The organism is Mesorhizobium sp. XAP4, assembly GCF_029269325.1.
Lineage (GTDB): Bacteria > Pseudomonadota > Alphaproteobacteria > Rhizobiales > Rhizobiaceae > Mesorhizobium > Mesorhizobium ciceri.
The window spans coordinates 1,459,385-1,472,829 of the sequence record NZ_JARIXW010000001.1 but is presented as its reverse complement, the minus strand read 5'-3'; the positions used below and the strand labels follow the sequence as shown (position 1 = coordinate 1,472,829).

Genomic DNA, 13,445 nt, shown 5'->3' with positions numbered 1-13,445 from the left:
TCCCTTGGCGTCAAGGGATCACGCGTGGCGCCATCACCGAAGCATCGTTACGTGAAGCCAGATCCAATGCTCGCGGCACTCGCCGACAGCCAGGCAAAACCATGGCCGATCGCCAATCAATCGTAGAGATTATACTTTGCCCAGTCGGCTTCCGGAATCTCGTCGCCGATCCGGTAGCGGAGTTGCAAGACTTCCATATGGTCCGGCCCGGTCTGGCACTTGAATTTCAGCCTATACCACTGCCCCTTGCTGCGAAACGCAGCACCCGGGCTCTTGATTGCATCGGCGCCCATCTCGGGCGTGGCAAAGGCGTAGGCGACGACGCGATCGGCTTTGAACTTGCGATCGTCATGGGTGATGCGGTCGAGCACTTCGGCGTCGCAACGCTGTTCAAGGCGAGTTTGGGGATCGAGTTTCATCAGTCCGGCGCGCAATGCATTGTCCATTGCGCTGGCTGGAAAACTCAGTGTCACTGACGCCAAGGCGGTCATGCAGAGCTTCTTCATGGGCGGGACAAGCAACATATTTTGTCGGAGAAATCAACCGAGCGGACCGCCTCGGACGCTGCGGGAATCTTCAATCATATGGCTGCTGCGTTCAAAATTGCGTGTCGGGATTCGTCGTGCGTGCCTGCGGCCAACGGACCAAAGAGGCACGGCCGGCATCGGTAAGATCGTACAGGCCGCGGTCGACGCGCGCGAACCAGCCATAGACATTGTGCTGCAGGATCTTGGGCGCGATCGGCGTCACCGCCTTCAGATCTCGCGGCCGCCTGGGGCCATCCACCATGGCGGCAGCGCAGGCGAGGGCGCTTTGGCGATAGGCGGTCATGATCGGATTGCGCGATCCTCCTCCGGCAACGGGATCGCCGCGACGGCGCTGGTGCTCATCGACCAGGCGGGAGCGCCGGCGGGCATTTTTGCGCGGCGCCAGCGCGATCGGGCTGAGAAGCACCTCGACCCGGTCCGTCGCGGTCACGCCAAGCAAGCCGAAGCCAAGCCGGCGGCAGAGATTGCGGAACCTGGCATCGCTTTCGCGTCCCTTGCCGCGAGCCGACATGCGCGCGGCCAGCCACACCTCGTCGCAGGCCGCCGCACGATCGACACCTTGCAGCACCAGTTCGAGATTGAACTGCAGCTTCAACTCGCAGATGACGACAACCGGCGGCTCCCCCTCGCGCAACGCAACAACATCGCAGCCGTCGATCTCGCCTTTGACGACAAAGTCGAGGCTTTCGAGGAACCGCTTCACCGGCGCATAGAGTGAGATCTCGTTCATGGCACAAGGTTTAGCCGATTCGAGGCGAAAAGCCTTCCGGTGGTTCGGCGTCCTGCGGCTCGAAAGGGGACCGGTGTGGATACCGCAACGCCGGGCCAGCCGTCAGGCTTCGGCGTTCGGCACCGCCCGGTTCGGCAGCTTCCTGCGGCGCAGGAGCGGATAGCCGATCTGGCCGAAATAGGTGGAAGGGATCGGATCGTCGACGCCGTACTTCTCCGGCACCTTGTCACCGGTGGGATTGTAGGTGCCGAACAGCACGTCAAGGAAAGGCAACTGCCCGGCGAAGTTCTTGTCATAGGCTTCGCGCTGGTTGGCATGGTGCCAGCGATGGAACTGCGGGCTGGCGATCAGCCACTTCAAGGGGCCGAACGGAATCCGCACGTTTGAATGCACAAGCAGCGTATGTCCAAGGTAGAGAGTCGAAAAGACGGCGATCGACGCTTCCGAGAAGCCGAGGAAAAAGATCGGCGTCAGCGATATTGCCTTTGTGACGATGGCGTCGACGGGATGATTGTGGAAGGCCCCGAGCCAGTCGAGTTCTTCAATGCCGTGGTGAACGGCATGGAACTTCCAAAGCGCCGGGATTTTGTGAAAGGCCCGATGTGTCCAGTAGACGCCGACATCGGTGATCACGATGATTTCGGCAACCTGCAGCCAGACGGGCTGGCCGCTGACGGCATGCGTTATCGCTTGCGGGACCAGGAGTGCAGCGGCACCGAGCGCGCCTGCCGCCATCATGACGATGGCCAGCTTTATGATGAAGCCGTTGAACAGCAGATAAATCAGATCGACAGCGAAGCCCTTGCGAAAGATCTTCTGCGGCCGCTCGGCAAACAGATGTTCAAACGGAATGAAGATCAGGGCGCAGATCAGAAGTGCCTTGATGCCAAAGATATCCATCGATTCGCCTCAGCGCGCAGTCCGCGCCTCTGAGAGGAACCACATCTCCCTTTCCAAAGGCTAAAGGCTCTACCTTTTGCGCAAGTGGCGGCGGCAAACGCGGATTGTGAATGGAACGCGGGCGGACGAGGAGACGCGAATGCGGGCTCGTCCTGCGGCGTGTGGCCCATCCCCCAACTAGAACCTGACCGCGAGATTGGCTTTCACGCTCTGGTCTGCGGCGCGACTGCCGAATTGTCCCCCATAGGTGAGGCCGAGCGTGGCATTGTGTGCGATGGCGATGTCGAACCCGACATCGAGTATCAGCCCGTCCTTGGCGATCGGCACGCCCGCGACGGTGAATGATGCGCCGCCGGCGAATGCGAAGCGCGACAGCGGTACGGTCTCGCCGAAGGCATGGCGCCAGCCGAGCGTGCCGCGAACCGTCGCCGCCATCTCGCCGACGGTGAACTCGCCTGAGGCATGTAGGCCGAGCGTGGTGAAGGTCGCATCGGTGATTGCCGAAGCGCTTGTCAGCGTCGCCGCGCCGCCTGTCTCGGTGAAGCCGTCAGTCCGGAGGTTCACATAGGCGAGATTGGCGAAGGGCTCAAAGCCTAAATTTCCAGCATGGATACCATAGCCCAGTTCGCCGAACACCTGCGCCGTTCCGGCGCGATAATCTGCCTTGAGGCTGTCATTGAAACCGGGGAAAGTGACGGAGCGGCTCGTCGCGATGTCGTGCCAAGTATAGGATGTACCGGTGCGCAAGCCGAGCGTGCCGCCCCCAACATCCCAAGTGGTGCCGCCATAGAGGCCGAGATGATAGTTGTCGCTCGAGCCCGACGAGGCGCGGTCTTTCACATCGAGGTTGGTGCGGCTGTATCCCGCCATGATACCCAATCGCCAGGTGTCGAAAATGGCGGCGTCACCGCCAGCCAGGAAACCGCCAGTCGAGCGGTCAACGCGGGCAGCATTGCCGTCGCTGCCAGTATGGCCCCATGAACCAAAGCCCTGACTCCAGAGGGCGAAGCGATCGGTGTCCGACGCCACTGCAGCGGTCGTATTGGGATCGAGCGAGACATAGGCGCCCGCAGCACCGCCATAGGTCTGATCGGCGTAGGCCATGACCGGAGCGGCCGATGCACCGACGATACCGAAAGCGGCCCGGATGCGGTTCGTCGCCGCGTCGCGCAGAAGACGGCTATCTTCGATGAGGGAAGTCTGCGCCGAGGGATACACCTCGCCCGAGAGCTGGTCGAAGGCATCACGTGCCTGCACGTCGGTCGCGAGGTTGAGGATGACGTTGTACAGGGATCCGGATGTCGGCAGGCTCTCGAGCCCCCCAGCGGTTGCGATCTGATTGCGGGTCAAGGCTGCGTCGGTGAAGTTGCGGTATTTCAGGATGTCGAGATAGGCGTTGTTGGTGTCATAGGTATCGACAAGCCTGAGGAAGGCGGTGTTGACAACTCCAGTCAAGGCAGCGAACTGCCCGGTCAGCCCGGCATCGGCGGTCAACACCGTATAGCGGGTGCCCGGCACCGCAATGCCGCCCGCGGCGTTCACGGTCAGCGTCGCGCCAGTGATCGTCGCGGTGCCGGAGGTGCTGAACCTGTCGGCCTGGCCGGCCGTGTTGATATCGATCGCCATGATGCTGCCAGTCGCGAAAGCGGCATTGCCGCCGGTTTGCCGGATCACATCGCCGGCGCCAGCGTCGGCCATTGTCAAGGTGCCTTGATTGGTGAACTGAAACAGATTGGTCCATTGCGTCGTCTCCGCGACGCCGGCGGAGTTTCCACCGACGGCGGTCCCGTCGTTGACCAGCCTGCTGGCGCCACCGCCGAAATCACTGGTTCCACCGGCGCCGTTCCAGTTCCCGTCGTTGGCGAACAGTGTCGCGCCGCCGGCAAACTGCGCTGTACCGACGATCGAACCGGCGTTTGTGAGCGCCATCGTCGCGGCATTGGTCTCGATCGCCGCATCGCTGGACAGTCCGGAAAGACTACGGATCGCGCCCGACGAGGCGACGTTGATGGCGCCCGTCCCACCAGTCAAAGTCAGGCCACGCGTCGCGCCCGTCACCGTGCCGGCGACTTGCACATCCACTACGCCGTTGCCCGTCGCGACGATGCCCTCGGCCGACGTTCCGGTCACCGCGCCATTGGCGATCACCGTGATCGCGCCCGTGCCAAGATTGGTTGCCTGGATACCTGTCGTACCCGAGACATTGCCATTCGTCGTCACATTGATCGTGCCAGCGCCCACCGGATTGTCCTGGAGCGCGAAGATCGCCGTAGCCGCAGTTGCGTTCACAGCACCCGTTATCACCGCGACATTGCCGGCCGAGCTTTCAGCGTCGATACCTCGGCCAGTCGTCGCGGTGATCGGACCAACCGCCTTCACGGTCACCGAACCTGTACCGACAGTCCCTGCGACAATCCCGCTGCTCGCGTCGATCGCGCCGTTCGCCGTGACATCGACGTTGCCGCTTCCCGAGGAAAGGCCAGCGAAGATACCGGGGCCGCCCGCCTTCACATCACCGTTCGCCACGATCGTCACATTGGCCGTCGCCGACAGCGTCTCAACGTCGATGCCGATCCTGCCGGCAGCCAGCGCCGTCACCGCGCCCGTCGTGACGGCGATGCTGCCGCCTGTTGCTGTGTCGCCCACCACGATGCCTGAGCCCGCCGTCGAGTTGCTGGCGCCCGAGATATCGACCGTGACCGTGCCCGAACCATTGTTCTGAATGTTCACCGCATCGTCGCTGCCGCCGACGAAGCCGCCCGCGCCCGTCACCGAGATGTTGCCCGTCCCGCCGCCGCCACCAATCAAGGTCAGGCCGGAACGCGCGCCCATCACCGTGCCGGCGACCTGCACGTCCACCGCGCCACCACCGTTCGCGACGATGCCGTCAAAGGATGTGCCGGTCACCTCACCATTGGCGATCACGCTGATCATGCCCGTGCCGGAGTTACCTGCGAGGATGCCTCCAGTGCCCGAGACATTGCCGTTGGTCGTCACATCGATTGTGCCTGTGCCTGTGCCGGTCCCTATTGCATAGACCGCCTGACCGCCCGTCGAGGTCACCGCACCCGTTGTTATCGAGACATCGCCCCGGCCCTGAGCGAAGACGCCAAGGCCCGACGCCATTGTCGCGGTGACCGGTCCCATCGCCTTCACCGTCGTCGAGCCGTTGCCCAAGTTCTGCGCGATAATGCCGTTGCCTGCGTCGATGGCGCCGTTCGCCGTGATATCGATGTTGCCAGTTCCTGTGGAGGAAACTCGACCCAAGATACCGGTATTGCCCGCCTTCACATCGCCGTTCGCCACGATCGTGAGATTGCCTGCCGTCGAAGACGACTGGACGTCGATACCGAACATGCCAGCAGCCAGCGCCGTCACCGCGCCCGTGGTGACATCGATGGAGCCACTCGCCGCCGTGTTACGCACCACAATGCCTGAGCCGGCAGCCGCCGTGATATCGCCGGTGGCATCGACATCGATCGAGCCCAGGCCATTCTGCTTTATTGCGAAGGCATCGCCACTGCCGTTATTGGTGATCGCGCCGCTGCCTGTGTACGTGATCAGGTTGGAGGCGGCATCGATATTGAGTGCCGCGGTCCCGCCGGCCGTTGGCGTGTTGCCCGCATCGACAGTGATCGTGCCGTTGTTGACGACCATGACGGCGCCATTGCCGGTATTCTCGATCGCGAGGCCAAATCCGCTGACCGTCGCCCCGGCATCGATCGCGAGGTGGGCCGTAAACGGTGAAGAAAATGAATAGCCCCGGTCGTTGGGAGGAGCAGCCGGATTGACGGCATTGACCGTGGAGGTGGTGCCGCACTGCACATCAGTTCCCAGAGTGACCGTACATGCCGCCTGCGCCTGCGGGGAAAAGAAAACAGCCGAGCCGGCGAAACCGGCCATGCCGATTGCGAAACGCAGTGCCGAGCGACTGGCCTGCGAGAGGAGTTGCGCGCGCAAGGAAACGAGTGGGTAGGCTTTGTCTGCCGAAAAACCGTAGAGTCTCATGATAGGCCCGCCCCATCGTCCAATAAATGCAATCTGCCGTCATCAGAACAGCCCAAGCAAAGCAATGTTTCGAGCAAATCAGTGCTTCAGATTCGCAATAACGGATGATGGGTGGGCGATATATATATCAAATGCCATAGACCGGCCAAAGAGTGGCGCACTGTCGCTGGCTCGCCACAGTCGCAACGCCCTGCACTCGAAGAACCTTAATGTGCTATTGCAGCTTGTTAGGGCAGAAGACGAAATGCATTCAGCAGCGCAATGAGCTGACTCTGCCTCTGCGTATCTGTCTTGCGAAAAATCTTGTCCAGATGAACGCGTGCGGTGCCGTAGGCCATGTTTTCCCTGATCGCTATTTCCTTCAAGGACAATCCGCTTGCGAGCGCGAGCGCGACGGAAGCTTCTTTCCCTGTCAGCCCAAAGGTTTTTCGCAGTTGATCGGCTAAGCTCGTCGACAGGGCCAAACGTGATTCGCGCGCCAGCACCACCGCGCAAGGTCCAGCCGACAGGCCGAACATCTCGCCGTCGGGCAACAATCCAATCGACAATACCAGTTGGTCGCCGCGCTCCGACCGCAAGATCAAATCGGCAGCCGAATTGGGAAACTCGCTCTCGTCCACCCGGCAGACTCGTGCGACCGCACGTTGCAGCATTTGGGTTTGCGTGGAATCGGAGGTGGCCAGATGGCCACCGTTCGCCGTCAGCAGAGTGATCGGCTGTACCAGAAGTCTTTGCGCGGCGTCATTCATGTCAAGGATGCGCAGGCGCGGATCGACGACAAAGCCGGCGAAGGGCAGGTGGCCGAGCAGCGATTGGAGCACAGGCCGCGCCTCGAAATGTCGGCCCAAACCCGCAGCGCGCTCCAGATGAGGTGTGATCAGGGCGAGCATCGCACGATCATCGGCGTCGAACGCCGGCTGCCCTCGGCCTCGCTGCACGTCGAAAAACCAGTAGTTCTTTTCCGACGCGCGCAGATTGCAGAACATGCCGTCATACATGTCCTGCGGCATCATCCATTCGTTCCAGACGGAGGTGCGTTCAATACGGTGCCGCCCAATCAACTGGGTGTCGCTAAAAACCCGGCCAAGCGGCGCGGCCACACGCGGCGCAAAGAGTTCGTTGGTCGCGAAATGGTCAAGGAAAATCCTGTCCCAATAGGGGTCGCGGCTCGGTGAGACGCAAAAGCTATCCTCGACATTGGCCCAGTCGATGCCCGAGAAACAGGCTCTGGAGCCATGAAACATGGCTTGCAACTGAAGGACCACGTCAAGCCAAATCGATTGATCGTAGGCGGCCTCATATATGCGACCGATCACTACCGACAGGCGCTCGTGAGAGATCGAATATCCCATAAGCCTTGCGAAATATACAACCAGAATGAAGTGTTAGCATACCTCTGATTGCGGTCGATGCAAGGGATAGAACGTCGAATGAGCAGGGGGGTTACCAGTGCTGACGCCCAAGGTCAGGAGAAAGCAGACATGATGTTTGACGCTTCGCCCTTACCTCCACGGAGGCGGAAATCGGCGTACTCAGTTCTGTATGCTCTGTATGCCCTTCTCGATCGAATGGCGGAGGAAGTGGGATTCGAACCCACGGTGAGCTTGCACCCACGCCGGTTTTCAAGACCGGTGCCTTAAACCGCTCGGCCATTCCTCCATCGTGGTTTTTCAACCATTTGGGCAGCGCGGGGCCAACTCGTTTGGCCTGTGGCACCGGATTGGCACCGAAGGCGCTCCCGGCTGGTTCACGCCTCATTCCTGTAAAGCGGCATTGAGGGCTGCGTCAACCACCACTGTGTCGGTTCCTGCTGTCCTGGCAGGCTCTGAGTTTTTCGGAATCGAGCACCGGAACTCGCTATCCCATTGGTGCATGATGAAGAAGGAGCCCGCCGACTGGCGATGTACAGGTTTGCGCGCGAACACAAGAAGCCTGACGCTGGAGGGCTTTCGTGCAGGCCCAACCGAGGGCGCGACCTACCGACCAAGCCATCCTCGGAATTGGGCGGAGGGAATCCCTACGGGTCAGCCTCTTGGGACAGCTGCGGTATCCCGCAGAATTTAACTTTCGCCAAGGGAACAGCTACTGGTGAGGAAGGCCGAAGCTGCAAATCGGCTCCGGCCTGTACGGTCCTCAGTCTTTGCAATTTTCGTCCGCCTTTGCCGCCGCGGCCTTATCACCGTGCTGCTGCGCCTCGATATCCTGCTGCGAGGTTGCAAGGTTTTTGTCGCCCCCGCCTTCAGCGCCCGCCAATGGCATCGTGGTGCCATCCTTGGCGGCTGGCTTGTTCGCGTTGCCCATGGCCTTCGGAGTCTCTAAAGGCGCGTGGGTTCCATCTTTCGAAATACCGGCGGTCTGTCCGGCATCGGTCCCGGTGTTCGAAGCTGACTTGTCCGGACATGCGGCGATCGCAGACCCGGCAGAAAGCGACATCGCGATCGCGACCATCAATGAAGTCATTTTCATCATGCTCGTCCTTCTGTTCGAGTGCCCTGCGGATGAAACTAGCGGCGCATTTCTTTGTTCCGGCGGTCGGTCCGCTGCCCGACAAAGCCCGGTCAACCGGCAGACACGGCGGGCAGGAGCGAAGCCAGGCTTTCTGTGGCAGAGGGCATCACATCTCTCGCGTGGAAGCACGAAAACCGTTACTTTTCAGAGAGCTCTTACGGTGGAGACGCCACAATCTTGCCCGGTTGCGGCCACAATCGGTTAATACCGTGATAAGCAATTCCTGCGCACAAAGGATCGGGGTTTTAAGCGTCGTTGGTATTGTCGGGTGAGTGTTTTGGCTCCTCTGGTGGTTGAACGCGACGCCTTGAGTTGAGACTGAAGGGGACATCAGGAAAATGCAGGCTGTGACGCCACCGCGTCTTCGTCGCGCTGCTACCGTCGCGTTGTTCGCCATGTCGGCTGCCTTGCTGGCCGCCTGCGCGTCGCAGCCTGAGCCGAAAGCGATGGTCAACAAGAAGACCCGCTCCAAGGAATATTTCGCCGAATCCGAATATGGCGTGAAGGCAAGCCCGCGTGTGATCTCCCGGAACGGGCGCATCCAACGTGGCGGCGGCAGGGATCAGCTTGGCAAACCCTATCAGGTCCGCGGCAAGTGGTATTACCCGAAGGAAGACAAGCGTTACGCCAAGGTCGGCCTCGCCTCCTGGTATGGCGACGCCTTCCATGGCCGGCTTACCGCCAATGGCGAAGTCTATGACATGACCCATCTGACGGCGGCGCACCCGACCATGCCGCTGCCAAGCTATGCCCGCGTCACCAATCTCAAGACCGGCAGTTCGGTCATCGTTCGCGTCAACGATCGCGGCCCATATCACGAAGGCCGCATCATCGACGTATCGGAGCGCGCTGCCCAGATGCTTGACTATGCCAACACCGGCACCGCTCAGGTAAAGGTCGAATATGTCGGCCGCGCGCCGCTCGACGGCGATGACGACCAGTATCTGATGGCCTCCTATCATCCCGGCAACAGGGCGCCAGACCCGTCGGATGGACTGCCGACCGGCGTCATGGTCGCCATGAACGGGCCGTCGCCAAGCCTGCCTGCCGGCATTGCTGCCGTGCCGTTTCCGGGCCAGTTGACCGATTCCGGTTCTGTCCAGCCGATCATGTCGACGCAGTCGTCGGCCTATGGCGATCTGGCGCTTCCGGATTTCGGCCCGATCGTGCCGGAGCGTCCGCAGATCAATCTGCCGCCGCAATCGCCGTTTGCCGTGGCCTCGCTGTCCTATGCCGACGAGCGGGTCGAACGCGCCTCAAATGCCTTCGCCGCGATGGGTGGCGACGGCATGTCGCCGGCCGATATGCTCCAATCATGGAAACGGCAGCCGCCAACAGCCGGTCCGTCCACTGACTACGTCGCGGCTGGTTCGTTCGAGGATGCAGCGGAGGCCAAGCGTGTTGCCGCTCAGCTTGCCGCATACGGCAAGATCGAGATCCAGCGTTCGGAACTCGATGGCGAGGATTGGTATTCGGTCAATCTCTATCCCGATGGCCACCGCAATCTCGATGATTTGCTGCAGGCTGCCTGGTCGCATGGCGCGCCCGATGCGCTGGCTGTGCGCAACTGAGCGCAAGCCTGGTGGGATTTCCGCTGCGCGGTTGATCCGCCGCGCAAAAAGCCTGATACTTTTCGCGGGCTTGCCGGCGGTGCCGGCCAACGGGTCGAACATCATGCAATTTCGCTTGCTCCCGCCTCTCGCCGGGCTTCTGGTTTTTGGCTTGCTGCTGTTTTTCCAGGCTCCGGCCGGTGCACAGCTGTTCGAGACCAAGGCCGCGCAGGCCTTCATGATCGATGCCGAGACCGGGACGGTGCTGTTTTCCAAGGAGGCCGACAAGCCGATACCGCCGGCCTCGATGGCCAAGCTGATGACCATGGAAGTGGTTTTCAACGCCATCAAATCCGGCCGCCTGAAGCTCGACGATACGTTCGTGGTCAGCGAGAACGCCTGGCGCAAGGGTGGCGCGCCTTCGGGAACATCGACGATGTTCGCCAAGCTCAAGTCGTCGATCCGGCTCGAAGACCTGATTCAGGGCGTGATCGTGCAGGCGGCCAATGACGGCTGCATCGTCATCGCCGAAGGCATGTCGGGATCCGAAGACAATTTTGCCGCGCAGATGACCGAACGCGCCCGCCAGATCGGCCTCAAGACGTCGACTTTCGTCAATTCGACCGGCCTGCCGGCAGATGGCCAGCAGACGACCGTGCGCGAACTGGCGCAGCTCGCCCTGCACCTGTGGCGCGATTATCCGGATTTCTATCGCTATTATGCCCAAAAGGATTTCACCTGGAACAAGATCTCACAGAGGAACCGCAATCCGCTGCTGGCGATGGACATCGGCGCCGACGGCCTGGCGGTCGGGGCGAGCGAGGCAGCCGGCTTCGGCATCGTCGGTTCGCTCAGCCACAATGGTACCCGCGTGATCGCGGCGATGAGCGGGCTGGCCTCGGACAAGGAGCGCGCCGAGGAAGCGCGAAAGCTGCTCGACTGGGGTGTCCGCTCCTTCGAGAAGACCGAAATTTTCGCCAGGGACGAGGTGGTTGGAGAAGCCCAGGTTTTCGGCGGCGCCAAATCCGGGGTGACGCTGAAGGCAAAGGGACCGATCGACATCTTCCTGCCGATCACCAACCGCGACAAGCTGACGGCCAGGATCGTCTATGACGGCCCGGTTGCAGCACCGGTGGAGGAGGGGCAGCCGGTGGGTGCGCTGCGCGTCTGGATCGGCGATACGCTGAGCCAGGAGACGCCGCTTTTCGCAGCCGAATCGATCGGCGTCGGCACGCTGCCGCAGCGCGCGCTCGATGCAGTCAAGGAACTGGCGATCGGCTGGCTGCGCTAACGCATGTCGCTCAAAACCAGCCATGGTTTTGGGGAACGACATGCATAAGGGCAAAAAATCGACGGCATGGACGTTTGGCCCAACGCGGACTATCTAGAGCGCTACAATCCCATTCAGCCATGGACAAGAAGGCCTCTCGGTTGGCACGCGGTTTTTTCATCACCTTCGAAGGCGGCGAGGGGGCAGGCAAGTCGACGCAGATCGAGCGGCTGGCCAGGAAGATGCGCGCCAAGAAATACGACGTGCTGCTTACCCGCGAACCCGGCGGCTCGCCGGGCGCCGAAGCGGTCAGGCATGTGCTGCTGTCGGGCGCAGCCGAACCGTTCGGGCCGAAGATGGAAGCGCTGCTTTTCGCCGCCGCGCGGTCCGATCATGTCGAGCAGGTGATCCGGCCGGCGGTCGAGCGTGGCTCCATCGTGCTTTGCGACCGCTTCCTCGATTCCTCACGCGTCTATCAGGGCGTCACCGGCGGCATCGATCCGGCGTTCATGGATGCGCTGGAACAGGTCGCCATCAACGGCATGATGCCGGACATGACGCTGATCTTCGACATCGACCCAGCGGAAGGCCTGAGGCGCGCAACGCTGCGGCGCGGCGCCGAGGCAGTCGCCGACCGTTTCGAAAAGGAGACGCTGGCGATCCACCAGGCCCGCCGCGAGGCGTTTCTGGCGATCGCCAAGGCCGAGCCGGAGCGCTGCATCGTCGTCGACGCAGCCGCCGAGCCCGACGCGGTTGAGAACGTCGTCACCGCGGCAGTGTTCGCGGCGCTGGCGGCGAGAGCGCCGGCACGCGACAGGCAGGCGACGCCGGCATGATCTTCGAGCGCATCGCACCCGAGCAGCACGACACGCTCGACGGCGTGCCGGAGCCCTCCGAAACGCCCCTTCTGGTCGGGCACGGCCAGGCTGCAGGCGTGCTCACCGCCGCCTATCGCGCCGGCAAGCTGCCGCATGCGCTGATCTTTTCCGGGCCAGTCGGCATCGGCAAGGCGACGCTCGCCTTCCACCTTGCGCATCATCTGCTGAAGCACCCGGATTTCGCGCAGGCGCCGGAAAGCCTTGCCGCTCCCGATCCGGCGTCGTCGCTGTTTCGCCAGATCGCCACCGGGGCGCATCCTTCCGTGCTGCATCTGACCCGGCCGCTGAACGACAAGACCAAGAGTTTCAAGACGGTCGTCACCGTCGATGAGATCCGCAAGGTCAGCCGCTTCCTGTCGCTGACCTCGCATGACGGCAGCTACCGGGTCGTCATCGTCGACCCCGCCGACGACATGAACACCAATGCCGCCAATGCCTTGCTGAAAAATCTTGAAGAGCCGCCGGCACGGACGCTGTTCATCCTGATTGTCCACGCGCCGGGCAGCCTGCTGCCCACGATCCGGTCGCGCTGTCAGGTGGTGCGATTGACCCCGCTCGACGCCGACGACCTGATGACGGTGCTGGAAACGACCGAGCCGGCGCCGCCTGAGGATCCGGCGGCGCGCGCGGCACTGGCCGAGCGGGCAGGGGGCAGCGCCCGCAACGCGATCCTCTTGACGCAGTATGGCGGGCTGGAGATCGCTTCGACGCTCGACGCTCTGGTCACCGGGAGAAAGAGCGATGTCGGCGGCGCGTTCCGCCTCGCCGAAGCCGTGGCCGGCCGCGATCAGGCGATCCAGTTCGATATCTTCAACCGCCGGGCGCTAGACCTGTTGTCGGACGCGGCAAGTCAGGCAGCACTGGCTGGCGATCTCGCACGAGCCAAAACGCTGTCGGACACTTGGCATGAGGCGCTGGACGCTATATCTGAGACCGATACTTACAATCTCGATAAGAAGCAGCACGCCTTGATCATGATCGACCGCCTGAATTCTGCAATGCGAATGTGACTGGGTTTCCTGGATCGGGATGGCAAATGCTGCCTCGATACGA

At 62.0% G+C, this 13,445-nt stretch carries 9 protein-coding genes, 1 tRNA gene and 1 pseudogene; 4 read left to right on the top strand and 7 right to left on the bottom strand.

The features are described from left to right. Nucleotides 1–116: 116 nt before the first annotated feature. The 7 genes and pseudogenes from P3C39_RS07440 to P3C39_RS07410 form a co-directional block, all read right to left on the bottom strand. Nucleotides 117–524 carry a DUF930 domain-containing protein gene (locus P3C39_RS07440; protein WP_032808257.1) on the bottom strand — a complete coding sequence of 136 codons (408 nt, stop codon included), beginning with the start codon at nt 522–524 and terminating at the stop codon, nt 117–119. Between the two features lie 56 nt (nt 525–580). Continuing rightward, nucleotides 581–1,278: pseudogene (locus P3C39_RS07435) on the bottom strand (DUF2161 domain-containing phosphodiesterase). Between the two features lie 102 nt (nt 1,279–1,380). Then, nucleotides 1,381–2,178, bottom strand: coding sequence for a sterol desaturase family protein (locus P3C39_RS07430; protein ID WP_024503269.1), 798 nt, complete (start codon nt 2,176–2,178; stop codon nt 1,381–1,383). Nucleotides 2,179–2,355: 177 nt separating this feature from the next. Continuing rightward, nucleotides 2,356–6,186, bottom strand: a complete 3,831-nt coding sequence (locus P3C39_RS07425) for an autotransporter domain-containing protein (RefSeq protein ID WP_275953017.1) — start codon at nt 6,184–6,186, stop codon at nt 2,356–2,358. A gap of 227 nt (nt 6,187–6,413) precedes the next feature. Continuing rightward, entirely contained in the window at nt 6,414–7,538 is a 1,125-nt protein-coding gene (locus P3C39_RS07420; protein WP_127369403.1) for a helix-turn-helix transcriptional regulator, read from the bottom strand. Between the two features lie 217 nt (nt 7,539–7,755). Continuing rightward, nucleotides 7,756–7,845, bottom strand: a tRNA-Ser gene (locus tag P3C39_RS07415). Nucleotides 7,846–8,319: 474 nt separating this feature from the next. After that, entirely contained in the window at nt 8,320–8,655 is a 336-nt protein-coding gene (locus P3C39_RS07410; protein WP_013531580.1) for a hypothetical protein, read from the bottom strand. Nucleotides 8,656–9,032: 377 nt separating this feature from the next. Here P3C39_RS07410 and P3C39_RS07405 point away from each other — a divergent pair, with 377 nt between their 5' ends. From P3C39_RS07405 to P3C39_RS07390, 4 genes are all read left to right on the top strand, one after another. After that, the gene (locus tag P3C39_RS07405) at nt 9,033–10,265 is read left to right on the top strand and encodes a septal ring lytic transglycosylase RlpA family protein (RefSeq protein WP_275953016.1); all 1,233 of its coding nucleotides are present in this window, start codon (nt 9,033–9,035) and stop codon (nt 10,263–10,265) included. A 103-nt stretch (nt 10,266–10,368) separates the two neighbouring features. Further along, nucleotides 10,369–11,535 (top strand): D-alanyl-D-alanine carboxypeptidase family protein, encoded by a 1,167-nt coding sequence (locus P3C39_RS07400; protein WP_275953015.1) that lies wholly within the window; start codon nt 10,369–10,371, stop codon nt 11,533–11,535. A 140-nt stretch (nt 11,536–11,675) separates the two neighbouring features. Then, nucleotides 11,676–12,350 (top strand): dTMP kinase, encoded by a 675-nt coding sequence (tmk, locus tag P3C39_RS07395; RefSeq protein ID WP_063170241.1) that lies wholly within the window; start codon nt 11,676–11,678, stop codon nt 12,348–12,350. Continuing rightward, complete coding sequence (locus P3C39_RS07390; RefSeq protein ID WP_027161642.1) at nt 12,347–13,402, top strand: DNA polymerase III subunit delta'; 1,056 nt, start codon at nt 12,347–12,349, stop codon at nt 13,400–13,402. The genes tmk and P3C39_RS07390 overlap by 4 nt, the downstream gene beginning before the upstream one ends. The last annotated feature ends 43 nt before the right edge of the window (nt 13,403–13,445 follow it).